Annotated in this window: 12 protein-coding genes; 11 read left to right on the top strand and 1 reads right to left on the bottom strand. The window is 66.8% G+C overall.

The genetic code is table 11. From position 1 onward, the window contains the following. The first annotated feature begins 1 nt into the window (after position 1). The 9 genes from cheR to HMPREF2924_RS02335 all read left to right on the top strand — a co-directional run bounded on the left by cheR (position 2) and on the right by HMPREF2924_RS02335 (position 11103). The gene (gene cheR, locus HMPREF2924_RS02375; RefSeq protein WP_003091728.1) at positions 2-826 is read left to right on the top strand and encodes a protein-glutamate O-methyltransferase CheR; all 825 of its coding nucleotides are present in this window, start codon (positions 2-4) and stop codon (positions 824-826) included. A 314-nt stretch (positions 827-1140) separates the two neighbouring features. Further along, positions 1141-1446 (top strand): anti-anti sigma factor HsbA, encoded by a 306-nt coding sequence (hsbA, locus tag HMPREF2924_RS02370; RefSeq protein ID WP_003091727.1) that lies wholly within the window; start codon positions 1141-1143, stop codon positions 1444-1446. 1 nt (position 1447) lies between these two features. Further along, complete coding sequence (hsbR, locus tag HMPREF2924_RS02365; RefSeq protein WP_003098751.1) at positions 1448-3163, top strand: two-component system response regulator HsbR; 1716 nt, start codon at positions 1448-1450, stop codon at positions 3161-3163. A 65-nt stretch (positions 3164-3228) separates the two neighbouring features. Then, complete coding sequence (gene htpB / locus HMPREF2924_RS02360; RefSeq protein WP_003091725.1) at positions 3229-3579, top strand: two-component system sensor histidine kinase HtpB; 351 nt, start codon at positions 3229-3231, stop codon at positions 3577-3579. An 83-nt stretch (positions 3580-3662) separates the two neighbouring features. Next, positions 3663-5801, top strand: a complete 2139-nt coding sequence (recQ, locus tag HMPREF2924_RS02355; protein ID WP_003130279.1) for a DNA helicase RecQ — start codon at positions 3663-3665, stop codon at positions 5799-5801. 88 nt (positions 5802-5889) lie between these two features. Beyond that, the gene (locus tag HMPREF2924_RS02350) at positions 5890-7059 is read left to right on the top strand and encodes a GGDEF domain-containing protein (protein WP_003119637.1); all 1170 of its coding nucleotides are present in this window, start codon (positions 5890-5892) and stop codon (positions 7057-7059) included. 150 nt (positions 7060-7209) lie between these two features. After that, complete coding sequence (locus HMPREF2924_RS02345) at positions 7210-8226, top strand: DUF2804 domain-containing protein (RefSeq protein ID WP_003109306.1); 1017 nt, start codon at positions 7210-7212, stop codon at positions 8224-8226. 117 nt (positions 8227-8343) lie between these two features. Continuing rightward, positions 8344-8778: a MarR family transcriptional regulator gene (locus HMPREF2924_RS02340; RefSeq protein ID WP_003091721.1), complete on the top strand. Its 435-nt coding sequence runs from the start codon at positions 8344-8346 to the stop codon at positions 8776-8778. 276 nt (positions 8779-9054) lie between these two features. Continuing rightward, positions 9055-11103: a motility hub landmark protein FimV gene (locus HMPREF2924_RS02335; RefSeq protein ID WP_023094574.1), complete on the top strand. Its 2049-nt coding sequence runs from the start codon at positions 9055-9057 to the stop codon at positions 11101-11103. A gap of 7 nt (positions 11104-11110) precedes the next feature. Here the strand turns inward: HMPREF2924_RS02335 and plpD are convergent, their stop codons facing one another. Further along, the gene (gene plpD / locus HMPREF2924_RS02330; protein WP_003130288.1) at positions 11111-13297 is read right to left on the bottom strand and encodes a patatin-like phospholipase PlpD; all 2187 of its coding nucleotides are present in this window, start codon (positions 13295-13297) and stop codon (positions 11111-11113) included. 68 nt (positions 13298-13365) lie between these two features. Here plpD and HMPREF2924_RS02325 point away from each other — a divergent pair, with 68 nt between their 5' ends. Together HMPREF2924_RS02325 and rfaD are read left to right on the top strand one after the other, a co-directional pair. Next, a complete protein-coding gene (locus HMPREF2924_RS02325) occupies positions 13366-13656 on the top strand; it encodes an Rdx family protein (RefSeq protein ID WP_003091717.1) in 291 nt (96 codons plus the stop codon). A 95-nt stretch (positions 13657-13751) separates the two neighbouring features. Then, positions 13752-14744, top strand: a complete 993-nt coding sequence (rfaD, locus tag HMPREF2924_RS02320) for an ADP-glyceromanno-heptose 6-epimerase (protein ID WP_023091130.1) — start codon at positions 13752-13754, stop codon at positions 14742-14744. Positions 14745-14753: the final 9 nt, after the last annotated feature.

Genomic DNA, 14753 nt, shown 5'->3' with positions numbered 1-14753 from the left:
CGTGTCGGCAGCTAATGCGGATTTCGAGTTGTTCAGGGTCTTCCTCGAGAAGACCTGCGGCATTGTGCTGGGCAGCAACAAGCAGTACCTGGTCTCGAGCCGGCTGAACAAGCTGATGGAGCAGCAGGGCATCAAGAGCCTGGGAGAACTGGTGCAGCGCATCCAGACCCAGCGCGGCGGCCTGCGCGAGATGGTGGTGGACGCGATGACCACCAACGAGACCCTGTGGTTTCGCGATACCTACCCGTTCGAGGTGCTCAAGCAGCGGGTTCTTCCCGAACTGATCAAGGCCAACGGCGGGCAGCGCCTGCGGATCTGGTCGGCGGCCTGTTCGTCCGGCCAGGAGCCGTACTCGCTGTCGATGGCCATCGACGAGTTCGAGAAGACCAACCTGGGGCAGTTGAAGGCGGGCGTGCAGATCGTCGCCACCGACCTGTCGGGGTCGATGCTCACCGCCGCCAAGGCCGGTGAATACGACACCCTGGCGATGGGCCGCGGCCTGTCCCCGGAGCGTCTGCAACGCTATTTCGACGCCAAGGGGCCGGGGCGCTGGGCGGTCAAGCCGGCGATCCGCAGCCGCGTCGAGTTCCGCGCCCTGAACCTGCTGGACAGCTACGCCAGCCTCGGCAAGTTCGACATGGTGTTCTGCCGCAACGTGCTGATCTATTTCTCCGCCGAGGTGAAGCGCGACATCCTGCTGCGCATCCATGGCACGCTCAAGCCTGGCGGCTACCTGTTCCTCGGCGCCTCCGAGGCGTTGAACAACCTGCCCGACCACTACCAGATGGTGCAGTGCAGCCCGGGCATCATCTACCGGGCCAAGTAGCGCAAGGAAGCGGACCCGCGCCAGGTTGCGCCGGGGGTGACCTGGCAGCCTGGCGCGGGTCCGCTTGGGACGGGCAGGTGGGATGAGACTTTCGCCCACTGCCCAGGCTCCGAGCGCCACGCGCGGCGGCGCCGTCGCAGCCCGCTCGGCACAGGACGGCTGGCTCGGAGCGGGGCAGTTTAGGACTGCGCGATCTAGTTGTATTGACAGATATTTCTGATAGTCAGGTGATCTGGCAAGTTGCCGCTTTGCCGGGGAACTGCTTACATGATTCAAGCGTTCCCTCGATCCGCCACGCCTACCAGGAGACTTCCATGGCCATCACTGCGCTGCCCTCGGCCGATGGGCAAGAGTTGACCATCCAGATCCAGGGGCGCTTCGACTTCGGGGCCCATCAGGATTTCCGCGACGCCTACGAGCGCGTCGCGATCACTCCGCGACGCTACGTCGTCGACCTGCGCAACGCCACCTACCTGGACAGCTCGGCCCTCGGCATGCTCCTGCTGCTGCGCGACCACGCCGGCGGCGAGAACGCGCAGATCAGCCTGGCGAACTGCAGCCCGGAAGTGCGCAAGATCCTCGCCATCTCCAACTTCGAGCAGTTGTTCAAGATCAGCTGAGATGAATCCCCCGGCGGCGCGGATCGAGAGCCTGACGATTCTCATCGCCGAGGACAACGCGGCCGACCGCCTGCTGCTGTCGACCATCGTCAGCCGCCAGGGGCATCGCGTGCTGACCGCCGGCAACGGCCTGGAGGCGGTGGCGCTGTTCGAGACCGAGCGGCCGCAACTGGTCCTGATGGACGTGATGATGCCGGTGATGGATGGCTTCGAGGCGGCCCGGCGGATCAAGCAGCAGGCCGGCGAGGAGTTGGTGCCGATCATCTTCCTCACCTCCCTCAGCGAAACCGAGGCGCTGGTGCAGAGCCTGGAGGCGGGCGGCGACGACTTCCTCTCCAAGCCGTACAACCGGGTGATCCTCGAAGCCAAGATCAACGCCATGGGACGCCTGCACCTGCTGCAACGAACGGTGCTGGAGCAGCGCGACCTGATCGTCCGGCACAACGAGCACCTGCTCAACGAACAGCGGGTGGCCAAGGCGGTGTTCGACAAGGTGGCCCATTCCGGCTGCCTGAACGCCAGCAACGTGCGCTACCTGCAATCGCCCCTCGCGCTGTTCAACGGCGACCTGCTGCTGGCCGCCTACAAGCCGTCCGGCGGCATGCACGTGCTGCTCGGCGACTTCACCGGCCACGGCCTGCCGGCGGCGATCGGCGCGATGCCGCTGGCCGAGGTGTTCTACGGGATGACCGCCAAGGGCTATCCGATGGCCGACATCCTCCGCGAGATGAACGCCAAGCTGAAGCGCATCCTGCCGGTCGGCGTGTTCTGCTGCGCCACCTTGCTCAACCTGAGCTTCCAGCGCGAACTGGTGGAGGTCTGGAACGGCGGCTTGCCGGACGGCTACCTGCTGCGCGCCGCCAGCGGCGAGCGGGTCGCCCTGGTGTCCCGCCACCTGCCGCTGGGAATCCTCGAGCCGGCGGCGTTCAGCGACCGTTGCGAAACCTATCCGCTGGATATCGAAGATCGGATATTCCTGTTTTCCGACGGTGTCCTCGAGGCCAGCAACAAGGCTGGCGAGATGTTCGGCGAGGCGCGGCTGCTCCAGCTGTTCGAGCGCAATCGCCAGCCGTCCGCGCTGTTCGACGAGATCCAGCGCAGCCTGGCGCAGTTCCGCGGCGCGGTGCAGGACGACGTGAGCATGCTCGAAGTGCGGCTGCAGCCGGATAGCGGCCTGCAATGCCCGCCGCTGGCGTTTTCCGATAGCGGCGTGAGCAGTCCGCTGGACTGGTCGGTGAGCTTCGAATTCCGCGCCGAAACCCTCAAGCATTTCAACCCGCTGCCCCATGTGCTGCAACTGCTGCTCGAGGTCCACGACCTGCGCGCGCGTGGCGGTGCGCTGTATACGGTACTCGCCGAACTCTATTCGAACGCCCTGGAACATGGCGTCATCGGCCTCGATTCGACGATGAAGAGCGACGCGGCGGGATTCGCCCGCTATTACCAGGAGCGGGTCAGCCGCCTGCAGGCCTTGCGCGACGGCTACGTGCGGCTGCACCTGGACCTGGCGCCGCATGGCGCGGGGGGGCGTCTGCTGGTGCGGGTCGAGGACAGCGGCGAAGGTTTCGACGTGGAGCGCGCGCTGAATGCCGTGGAGCGTCAGGAACGCCTCTGCGGCAGGGGTTTGCGCCTGATCCGCGAATTGTCCGATCGTTGCCAGTGGTCGGCCGACGGAAAGGTGGTGTCCGTGGAGTTTTTCTGGTCGCCTCAGGCATAATCGCGCTTTCGTCGCGGTGCTCCTAATGGGTAGGGCATCGGAAGTCGACTTCAGGGAGCGATCGAATGTCCGCGCCGCATCTCGATGATCGTGTTCTGGCTTCGTTGCAGGAGGTCATGGAGGACGAATATCCGGTCCTGCTGGATACCTTCGTGCTCGACTCCGAGGAGCGCCTGCGCAGCCTGCATGCCGCCCTCCAGGCCGGCGATGCCCAGGCTTTGCGGCATACCGCACACAGCTTCAAGGGAGGCAGCAGCAACATGGGCGCGGTACTCCTCGCCGGCTACTGCAAGGAGCTGGAAGAAAGCGCCAGGCGCGGCGACCTGCAACGGGCGCCGGCGCTGATCGAACAGATGGAGCGCGAGTTCGCCATCGTCCGCATCCTTTTCAAACAGGAACGTCAGCGCTATCGCTGAGGTTTTCGTCCTTTCCGGCGACAAGGTACCGGCCCGATCGAGCCTCCCTGGCGTATAATGCGCCGCTCGATTTGGAGTCCTTCATGCGCGAGCAAGCCCTACGCATCCTCAAAGACGTTTTCGGTTACGACGCCTTCCGTGGCAACCAGGCACGGATCATCGAGCGGGTGGCCGAGGGTGGCGATGCGCTGGTACTGATGCCCACCGGCGGTGGCAAGTCCCTGTGTTTCCAGGTCCCGGCGCTGCTGCGCGAAGGCCTGACGGTGGTGGTGTCGCCGCTGATCGCGCTGATGGAGGACCAGGTCGCCACCCTGGACGAACTCGGCGTGCCGGCGGTGGCGCTGAACTCCACCCTCAACCCCGAGCAGCAGCGGGACATCGCCGAGCGCCTGCAGCGCGGCGAGATCAAGCTGCTCTACCTGGCACCGGAACGGCTGGTCCAGCCGCGCATGCTGGCCTTCCTGCAACGACTGCCGGTCGGCCTGTTCGCCATCGACGAAGCGCACTGCGTGTCGCAATGGGGCCATGACTTCCGCCCCGAATACCTGCAGCTCGGCCAGCTCGCCGAGCTGTTCCCGCAGGTGCCGCGGATCGCCCTGACCGCTACGGCGGACATGCGTACCCGCGAGGAGATGATCCAGCGCCTGCACCTGCAGAACGCCGAGCAGTTCCTCTCCAGCTTCGACCGGCCGAACATCTTCTACCGCATCGTGCCCAAGGAGCAGCCGCGCAAGCAGTTGCTCGGCTTCCTCTCCGAGCGGCGCGGCGATGCCGGCATCGTCTACTGCCTGTCGCGGAAGAAGGTCGAGGAGGTCGCGGAATTCCTCGGCAACCAGGGCTTCCCCGCGCTGCCGTATCACGCCGGACTGTCCAACGAACTGCGTGCCCACCACCAGAAGCGCTTCCTCAACGAGGAAGGCTTGATCATGGTGGCGACCATCGCCTTCGGCATGGGCATCGACAAGCCCAACGTGCGATTCGTCGCCCACCTCGACCTGCCCAAGAGCCTCGAGGCCTATTACCAGGAAACCGGTCGCGCCGGCCGCGACGGCCTGCCGGCCGACGCCTGGATGGCCTACGGCCTGCAGGACGTCCTGCTGCTGCGGCAGATGATGCAGAGTTCCGAGGGCGACGAGCGGCACAAGCGCGTCGAGCGGCACAAGCTGGAAGCCATGCTGGCGCTCTGCGAGGAAACCCGCTGCCGGCGCCAGGCGCTGCTGGCCTATTTCGACGAGGAGATGCCGCAGCCCTGCGGGCATTGCGACAACTGCGTGGACGGCGTGGAAACCTGGGATGCCACCGAATCCGCGCGCCAGGCGCTGTCGGCGATCTACCGCAGCGGCCAGCGCTACGGCGTCGGCCATCTGGTGGATATCCTGCTCGGCCGCGAGACCGAGAAGATCCGCAGTCTCGGCCACCAGCACCTGGCGGTGTTCGGGATCGGCAAGGGGCGCGGCGAAGACGAGTGGCGGACCCTGTTTCGCCAGTTGGTCGCGCGCGGCCTGGCCGACGTCGACCTGGACGGCTTCGGCGGCCTGCGCCTGACCGAGGCCTGTCGTCCGCTGCTGCGGGGCGAGGTGCGGCTGGAGCTGCGCCGCGACCTCAAGCCACAGCGCGCCAAGGGCTCCTCCAGCGGCGGCGCCAGCGCCGCCAGCCAACTGGTGCGCAGCGAAGAGCGGGAAATGTGGGAGGCCCTGCGCGCGCTGCGGCGCAAGCTGGCCGAAGAGCATTCGGTGCCGCCCTATGTGATCTTCCCCGACGCGACCCTGCTGGAAATGCTCCGCAGCCAGCCGCGCTCGCTATCCGACATGGCCCAGGTCAGCGGGGTCGGCGCGCGCAAGCTGGAGCGCTACGGCCAGGCCTTCCTCGATGTCCTCACCGACTCGCCGGCGGCGCCCGCCGCGCCGCCGCAGGACCTGCGCCACGAATTGGCCAGCCTGGCCTGTGCGGGGATGACCCCGGCGCAGATAGCCCGCCAGCTCAATTGCAGCGAGAAGAACGTCTACGCGATGCTCGCCGATGCCATCGCCGGCCAGCAGGTGAGCCTGGAGCAGGCGCTGGATCTGCCCGAGGAACTCCTCGGCGAAATCCAGGACGCCTTCCTCGAGGAAGACGGCGAACTGCCGCCGGTGGCGGCGCTGGAGGAGCGTTTCGGCAAGCGGGTGCCGAGTGGCGTGCTGCACTGCGTGCGCGCCGCCCTGCAGGTGGAACTGGAGTCGTGATATGGCCATTTGCCGGTATTTTCTGACGCCAATCTTGTGACGTCCTTCGCAAGCGTCTACTGTGACGCCAAGCCCTCCAAGAGAAGAGGTGTGCGTGACACAGAAGGACCGGTTGGACGACTCCCGTTCCAACCTCTATGCCGACCAATTGAACCGCGGTTTCCGCGGTCTGCGTTTCCTTCCCGAACTGGAGCGTGACTACCGGCGCTACATGCTGGAGGACAGCTTCGCGCTGAAACGCATCGCCCTCAGCGTCGGCATGCTCGTCTGGCTGGCGTTCATCGGCATCGACCTGCTGATCCTCGCTGGTCCCCCGCTGTGGGGCGTACTGGCGGTGCGCCTTGGCGTGCTGGTCCTGCTGCTGGTCTGCGGCTGCCTGATCATGCTGCGCCGGCACATCCAGCTGATGGTGCCGCTGAGCATCGCCTGCGTCCTCGCCCTTGGCGTCGGTGCGGCGGCGGTGGTCGGCCTGGCGCACCGGGCCGATCCCGGCTATCCCTACGAAGGCCTGCTGCTGGTCAGTTTCGCCGCCTATTTCCTCGCCGGCCTGCGGTTGTCGCAGGCATTGAGCTGTGCGTTGGTCGTGCTGCTCGCCTACCTGGGTTTCGAGTGGTGGGCGGGTACCCAGGAGCCGCTGGGCAACAACCTGCTGTTCCTGCTGTTCGGTAACCTGATCGGCGCGGTCGGCTGCTATCTGCTGGAGTTCAAGTCGCGCGAGCATTTCCTCATCAGCCGTCTGCTGCGGGTGATGGCCGACCACGACAGCCTGACCGGCCTGCACAACCGGCGCAGCTTCAACCAGCACCTGGACCGCCTCTGGCGCCAGGCCCAGCGCGAACAGAAGACCCTGGCGCTGCTGCTTTGCGATGTCGACCATTTCAAGGCCTATAACGACCGCTACGGCCACCAGGCCGGCGATGCGGTCCTGCAGCGTATCGGCGCGGTGTTCGAGGCGAATGCCAGGCGTCCGCTGGACATGGCGGTGCGCCTGGGCGGCGAGGAGTTCGCCCTGTTGCTGTACGGCGCCAACGAGCATGAGGCGAGGCTGCGCGCGGAAGCGCTGCGCGCGCAGGTGCAGGCGCTGCGCATGGAGCACGAGGCGTCGGACACGGCGCGCGAAGTGACCCTGTCGGTCGGCGTGTCCTGCCTGTGGCCGACCCCGGGCAACGACCTGAAGCGCCTCTACGATCTCTACGAGCATGCCGATCGCGCGCTTTACGAAGCCAAGGCGTTCGGCCGCAACCAGGTGGTGGCCTGAGTCCATGGCCGATTTTGTCCCTGTGGCTGGCGCCGCCGGTGACTGCGGGACGAAGCGGCGAATGCTAGGTTCGACAGGAAAAAATGGCAGGCACGGCCGCTCTTCGCAGAGCTGCCGGCCCCGCCGCGAGACGACTTCCGGACGGACCCCATGCAGCGCTTGATCCAGGCCAACGGCCAACCGCACTACGGCATCTTCCCGAGTGCCCCGCAGCACATCAATTACCGCGATTTCGACTTCCGTTCGCCGATGGGCCGGCGCGTGGGGGCCCTGGGCAAATGGCGACGCTTCCATCAGTTCCAGTACTTCGGCCTGATCAGCCCGGAGCTGATCGGCGGCTGCGCCCTGGCCCAGCTGAGCTTGCTTGGCGTCGGCTTCGTCTACCTCTACCAGCCTTCCAGCGGACGCATGCTGGAGCGGCGCTTCAAGCTGCCGCTGGGGTTCGGAACCCGGTTTTCCCAGACCCCGGACGACGGCGTCTGCGAACTGCGCCAGGGGCGCAACCTGCTACGCCTGGAGAACCGTACGGCTCCCCGGGAGAAACGCCTGCTGGTGGAACTCGACGATGGCACCCGCATCGACGCCTGCTTCAGCGAGGAGGCGCCGAGCTTCCAGCCGATGTGCCTGTGTACGCCGACCGCGGTGAACGGCTGGGTCTATGCGCAGAAGGTGGCCGGCGTGCGCTGTCGCGGCGACGTGCGCAGCGCCCTCGGCGACCACGACCTGCAGGCGCTGGACGCCTTCGCCCATCACGACTGGTCGGCGGGCTACATGCGCCCGGAAACCTTCTGGAACTGGGCTTGCCTGTCCGGCGAGGCGGACGGCTTGCGGGTCGGCCTGAACCTGTCGTGCGGGGTCAACGAGACCAGCTTCACCGAGAACTGCTACTGGCTGGACGGCGAACTGCTGAAGGTCGACAGCGTGCGCTTCGACTTCGACCGCGACCAGCCGCTGCGGCCCTGGACCATCCGTTCATACGATGGCCAGGTAGAGCTGCGCTTCGAGGCCCACGGCATGCACCAGGAGCGGCTGAACCTCGGTCTGCTGGCGAGCAACTTCAAGCAGATCTTCGGTTGTTTCAGCGGTGTGCTGCGTCCGCGAGGTCGTGCCGAGGTGAGGATCGAGCGGCTCTGGGGCTTCGTCGAGGACCAGTACGCCAAGTGGTAGACAGGGCCTGGCCTGGGCATATCGTGCGACAATTTGTCATTGTACGGGGGGAAATTGGACGGGCATTATTAGCCGACTAATAATTAGTCAAATGAAATATCGGACCTCCTTTTTCCTATGGCTCAGACAGACAAGCACTATTTCGGCACCTTGCTAGCCCAGACTTCCCGTGCTTGGCGCGCTGAACTCGACCGCCGCCTCAGTCACCTCGGCCTGTCCCAGGCGCGCTGGTTGGTGTTGTTGCATCTGGCGCGCCATCGCGATTCGCCCACCCAGCGCGAGTTGGCCCAATCGGTCGGGGTCGAAGGCCCGACCCTGGCGCGACTGCTCGACGGCCTCGAGTCCCAGGGCCTGGTACGGCGCCTGGCGGTGGCGGAGGACCGGCGGGCCAAGCACATCGTGCTGACGCCCAAGGCCGATGTGCTGATCGCCGATATCGAGGCCATCGCCGCCAGCGTTCGCAACGACGTACTGACCGGCATCGACGAGTCCGAGCAGGCGCTGTGCCAGCAGGTGCTCTTGCGAATCCTGGCGAACCTGGAAAAGCGCTGAGCACTGCGTCACGAAATTCCGCTAGAATCGCCATTTTTATGGCATCACCTTCAGGGCTTTCGTTCGAAAGCCCTCTACAGAGGTTTTCGTCGGTTTTCTGACGAAAAATCTTGACCGTTTCCACGGCATTCCTCTATTCAGTGATGGCAAAAAGCCATGTCTTGCGCCATGTGGTGCGTTCAGCCCTGTACGGGGCGAAATTCGGGCTAACGTGAAATAGATGTAGCAGTCGACCGCTGGCCGGCTGTGTGCTCGAAGTGCGGAGAAAAGAACGGAATGCCCGGTAAAGCCTTGCGTGTCATGCTGTGTGCCTGGTCGTGCCTGTTGGCCGGGCAGGCGAGCGCCCTGGGAGTGGGAGACATCACCCTGCATTCGGCGCTCAACCAGCCGCTGGATGCGGATATCGAACTGCTCGACGTCGGCGATCTCGGCGCGGACGAGATCGAGGTCCGCCTGGCGGGCGCCGACGTCTTCGCCGCGGCCGGGGTGGAACGCTTGCAGTTCCTCAACGAGCTGCGTTTCAGTCCGGTGCTCCAAGGGCGCGGTGGCAATCGCATCCATGTGTCCTCGAGCCGACCGGTGCAGGAGCCCTACCTGAATTTCCTGGTGGAGGTGGCCCGCCCCAACGGCCGCATCGTCCGCGAATTCACCGTACTGCTCGATCCGCTCGGTTATACGCCGCGTATGCTTCCGGCCGCGCGCAGCGGGATCGAGCCGCAGCGGCAATCCTCGACGCCGGCGCCTGCGCCGCGTAGTGCCGCGGTCGTCGTAGACCCGGCACTGCTGGAGCCGGGCGACGACTACCTGGCTCGCCCCAGCGACAACCTCTGGGCCATCAGCGGACGCCTGCGTGGTGCCGGCAACGCCGATCGCGCGCAACTCATGGAGGCCCTGTACCAGCTCAATCCGCAGGCCTTCGTCAATGCCGACCGGCACCGGCTCAAGGCCGGCGCGCGCCTGCGCCTGCCGGCCGGCTACCAGGCGGAGCGAGGCGCGCCCGGCGCCGTGAAGGAGGCGGCCGTGGAAGTCCTGCCGCCAGCCGATGCCGCCGTGGTGGAAAACGCTCCGGCGGCTCTCGTCGAGGCGCAGCGCCAGGCGGATGCCGAGGCCGAGGCGCTGGCCCGGCAACGGGAGGAACTGAGCCAGCGGATGGACGATCTGCAACGCCAGTTGCAGGCCTTGCAGGAACAACTGCAGCAGCGCGATCACCAGGTCGCCGAACTGCAACAGCAACTGGCCCGGCGCCAGGCGGTGCGGCCCGCGGCGCCGCCGCCCGCCGCGGCCGCGCCTTCGGTTGCGCAACCGGTTGAAACGCCGACGGACTCGCAGCACTGGCGCTGGATGATCGTCCTGCTGCTGGTCCTCGCCCTGCTCGGCGTGTTGCTGTTGCGTCGCCGCCGCGAAGAGACTCCTGTCCCGGCGGTCGAACCGAAGCGCCGGGTTGCCCTGAACCTGCCGCTGCGGCGTGCGCCGCGCCCCCCGGCGGCCGCACCGGCGCCGGCAAAGGTCGAGGAACAGGCCAGGCCGCCGGTCGCCGTTCCCTCCAGCCCGCCGCCGTCTCCTCCGCCTGCTCCGGCCGCCGCTCCGCGCGCCGCCATGGCTGCGGCGGACAAGCTGGACGGCGCCGACATCTATATCGCCTACGGTCGCTACGGACAGGCCCGCGACCTGCTGCGTCAGGTCCTCGCCGAGCAGCCGCAGCGCCTGAGCGCGCGGATGAAGCTGTTGCTGGTGCTGGCTGAGCTGGGCGATGCGGCCGGCTTCGACGCGCTGGCCGAGGAAACCCTGGCCACTGGCGGCAACCCGGAGGCCATCGACGAGTTGCGCGGACGCTACCCGGCGCTGCTACAGATGCCGGCGACCGAGACGCCGGCGGCAACCAAGGACGACGACTGGAGCGACCTGCCGCTGGCCGAGCCGCCCGCCGCGCAGCAGCCGGATGCGACCTCGGGCGCCGACGGCTTCGGCGACCTCAACCTCGATCTCGATCTCGACTGGGGCGCCCTGGAGAATCCCCTGGACAACCCCGACCTGCCGCGCCGCGCCGCTGCCGGCAAGGCGGAACCGGCGGAGGAGGAGCCCCTGGCGTTCGAGAGCAATCTCCATGAACTGCCGGATGTCGCCGAGTACGAACACCTCGAACTCGACCAGCCAGAGCCGGCCACGGTGCCGCCGGAGGAGGCCTCGGCCAGCCTGGACCGGGCCCGCGCCTGCATCGACAGCGGCGATCTCGACCAGGCCAGCCGCATCCTGCGCCTGGTGGTGGCGCACGGCGACCCGTGGCAGAAGGCCGAGGCGCGCGAGTTGCTGGCGCTGATCGCCTGAACTCCGCTCAGAAGTTCTGCCCGAGGTTCAGGTAGAACGCCTTGAAGTTCTCGTCGTTGATCCCGTAGCTGAAGGTCAGCGGCCCCAGCGGCGTATCGAAGCCGATCATCAGGCTGGCGGCGTTGATGTAGCCGCTGTCGTATTCGTTGTCGTTGTTCCAGATGCGTCCGCGCTCGATGCTGCCGCCCAGGTACAGCGGGAAGTCCAGCGGCAGGAAGGAACGTTCGGTGAGGCGCCGGTAATAGACGATCCGTCCCAGGCTGTAGTTCTGCCCGGACAGCGCGTCGCGGCGGAAGCCCGACAGCTCGCGGGCGCCGCCGAGGGTGAAGCTGGAGGTGACCACCTCGGCGTCGTCCAGGGTGCGCCCGTAGCCGCCGCCGAACACCCAGGTGTCGGCGCCGAAGCTGAGCGCCTTGTTCAGCCGCAGGTCCCACTGCCGGTAGCTGTCGTCCGAGCCGAGGGACTTGTCGTAGCGGCGCATGGTCAGGCCGATCTCCTCGCCCTCGTGGGGGAAATTGACGTCGTCGACGGTATCGAACGAGTACTTCAGTTCGTAGTAGCCCTCGGTGAAGTCGATGTCCGGCAGGCTCGGGTCGCCGATGCGCACGTCGGCCTTGCCGTAGGCCTGCACCGCGCCCAGGCGGATTTCGCCGTTGTTGGCGATCTGCCGGCCGACGTTGAGGCCGTAGCCGTAGCGCTCCAGGCGATAGCGCAGCAGCGGGTCGTTGTCCTCGGTGACGTCGACGTTCTGTGCCTCGTGGAACAGGAAGGGCGCGACGAAGTAGCGCGAGCCGACGTCGAGCGGCTGGTAGAACTCGCTGTAGAGTTCCTGGCGGTCGCCGAGCTGGACCCGGGTCAGCCACTCGGCGCCGAGCCGGTTGAGGCCGTTCATGCGGTAGCTGCCGCCGAGGTTGAAGGTGCTTTCGCCGCGCATGTCGTCGGACAGGTTGAGGCCCAGGCGAAGGAAGTCGGTGCCGCCTTTCTTGCCGGTGGCGTGGATCACCAGGGTGTTGAGCTTCTTCTCCTTGACCACCCGGTACTGCACCTGGTCGAAGTAGTCGAGGCCGTAGAGGGTGCTCATGTCGTCCTGCAGGCGGCCGAGGTCGAGGCGCGTGCCGAGCGGCTGGCGGATGTAGTGGCGGATCACCTCGTCGCTGACCTTCGAGTTGTTCTCCACGCGGATCGCGTCGATCACCGGCTTGCGCTGGTTCGGCGTGCGCGCCACGTCGAGCGCTTCGCTGTTGAGGTCCTTCGGCTTGCGCAACTCGGCGAGGCGCGCGGCGAGCACCGTGGTGGCGCGGTAGCCGGCGTCGATCAGTTGCAGCACGCGGCCGAAGTCGGTGGTGCCGTAGCCGGACAGCGGCGGCTGGATCAGCACGTCGCCGGGCTTGAGCGTGGCCAGCTGGGCTTCGGAGTTCTTCCGGGTCATCAGGGTGATCGACTGGTTCATCACGTCGAGCACGGTGCTCAGGTCCTTGCGGTCGCGCAGCGGGTTGCCGATGTCGACCACGATCACCACGTCCACGCCCATGTCGCGCGCCACGTCCACCGGGATGTTGTCGACCATGCCGCCATCCACCAGCAGCCTGCCGTCGATCTCCACCGGGGCGAACACGGCGGGGATCGACATGCTGGCGCGGATCGCCTGGGGCAGGTGGCCCTTGCGGAACACCACTTTCTCGCCGGTTGCGATATCGGTGGAGACGGCGCGGAAAGGGATCGCCAGCTTGTCGAAGTCGCGGTTGTCGCTGGTGTGCACCAGCAGGCTTTCCAGCACCATCGCCAGGTTCTGGCCCTGGATCACCCCCAGCGGCAGGCCGAGGGTGCCGTCGTCGCGGAAGCTGATCTTCTGCTTGACCAGGAAGTCGCGGTCGTCCTGCTTGCGCCGGAACGGCACGTCCTTGCGCGGCGGTGCGTCGGACAGTGCCTGCTGCCAGTCCATCTCCAGGGCGATGCGCTCCAGTTCGGCGGGGGTGTAGCCGGAGGCGTACAGGCCGCCGACCACCGCGCCCATGCTGGTGCCGGCGATGGCGTCGATCTGGATGCCCTGTTCGTCGAGGGCCTTGAGCACGCCGATATGGGCCAGGCCACGGGCGGCACCTCCGGAGAGGACCAGGCCGATCTTCGGCCGGGCCTCCATGGCGAGGGCGGACAGGGGAAGCAGGAGCAGCAGTACGAGCAGCAGGCGGCGCATGAGAACGATCCGGAGCCGGGTGAAAAGGCGGCTATTATAGGCGCGACCGTTTCCCCTGAGCCGCCGACATGCCCACCGCCAAGCCCGAAATCGTCATCACCTATTGCACCCAGTGCCAGTGGCTACTGCGTGCCGCCTGGCTGGCCCAGGAACTGCTCAGCACCTTCGCCGACGATCTCGGAAAAGTCTGCCTGGAGCCCGGAACCGGTGGCGTCTTCCGTATCACCTGCGACGGCGTGCAGGTCTGGGAACGCAAGGCCGACGGCGGCTTCCCCGAGGCCAAGGCGCTCAAGCAGCGGGTTCGCGACCGCATCGACCCGCAACGCGACCTCGGTCACAACGATCGTCCTTCCCGCTGAACCGCTGCCGTCCGCCCATGGCTTGTTGCAGGTCAACGGGCGGCGCGGCGCATAGGCATAGCCTGGGGGCATTCATCCTGTCGAAGGGAGTGCCCATGAGCATCATCGTCACCGGCGCCGCCGGCTTCATCGGCAGCAATCTGCTGCAGGCGCTGAACCGGCGCGGCGAGACCGACATCATCGCGGTGGACGATCTCACCGACGGCGAGCAGTTCCGCAACCTGGCGGACGCCGATATCGCCGACTACCTGGACCAGAACGACTTCCTCGAGCGTTACGCCCGCGGCGACTTCGGCACGGTCCGCGCGCTGTTCCACCAGGGTGCCTGCGCCAGCACCCTGGAAAGCAATGGCCGCTACATGATGGAGAACAACTACCGCTACAGTTGCCGCCTGCTGGAAAGCAGCCTGGAACTCGGCGTGCCGTTCCTCTACGCCTCGTCGGCGGCGGTCTACGGCGCCGGCCGGACCTTCCGCGAGGCGCGCCAGTACGAGCGGCCGCTGAACGTCTACGGCTATTCCAAGTTCCTCTTCGACCAGCGTGTGCGCCGGGCGCTGCCGCAGGCGCGCAGCCAGGTGGTCGGCCTGCGTTACTTCAACGTCTACGGGCCGCGCGAGGAACACAAGGGGCGGATGGCCTCGGTGGCCTACCACTGCTACCAGCAATTGCGCCGCGACGGGCGGGTCGAACTGTTCGGCGAACACGGTGGCTTCCCGCCCGGCGGCCACCTGCGCGACTTCGTCGCGGTGGAGGACGTGGCGCGGGTCAACCTGCATTTCTTCGATCATCCGCAGCGTTCGGGAATCTTCAACCTCGGCAGCGGCCAGGCGCGGACCTTCAACGAGGTCGCCCTGGCGGTGATCAATAGCGTCCGCGCCAATGCCGACCAGCCGCCCCTGTCGCTGCAGCAGGCGGTGGAAAGCGGCCTGCTCGGCTACCGCGAGTTCCCCGAGTCGCTGCGGGCGCGCTACCAGAGCCACACCTGCGCCGACCTGGAGCTGCTGCGCGAGGCGGGCTACCGCGACGATTTCCAGAGCCTGGAAGAGGGCGTCGTCGGCTACTGCCGCTGGCTGGCGCGCAGCGCCTGAGGGATCTCG

Origin of the sequence: Pseudomonas sp. HMSC063H08, from assembly GCF_001813645.1 — a bacterium.
Classification (GTDB): Bacteria; Pseudomonadota; Gammaproteobacteria; order Pseudomonadales; family Pseudomonadaceae; genus Pseudomonas; species Pseudomonas aeruginosa.
Note: the sequence above shows the minus strand (reverse complement) of the source record. Positions and strands in the feature narration are given on the sequence as shown.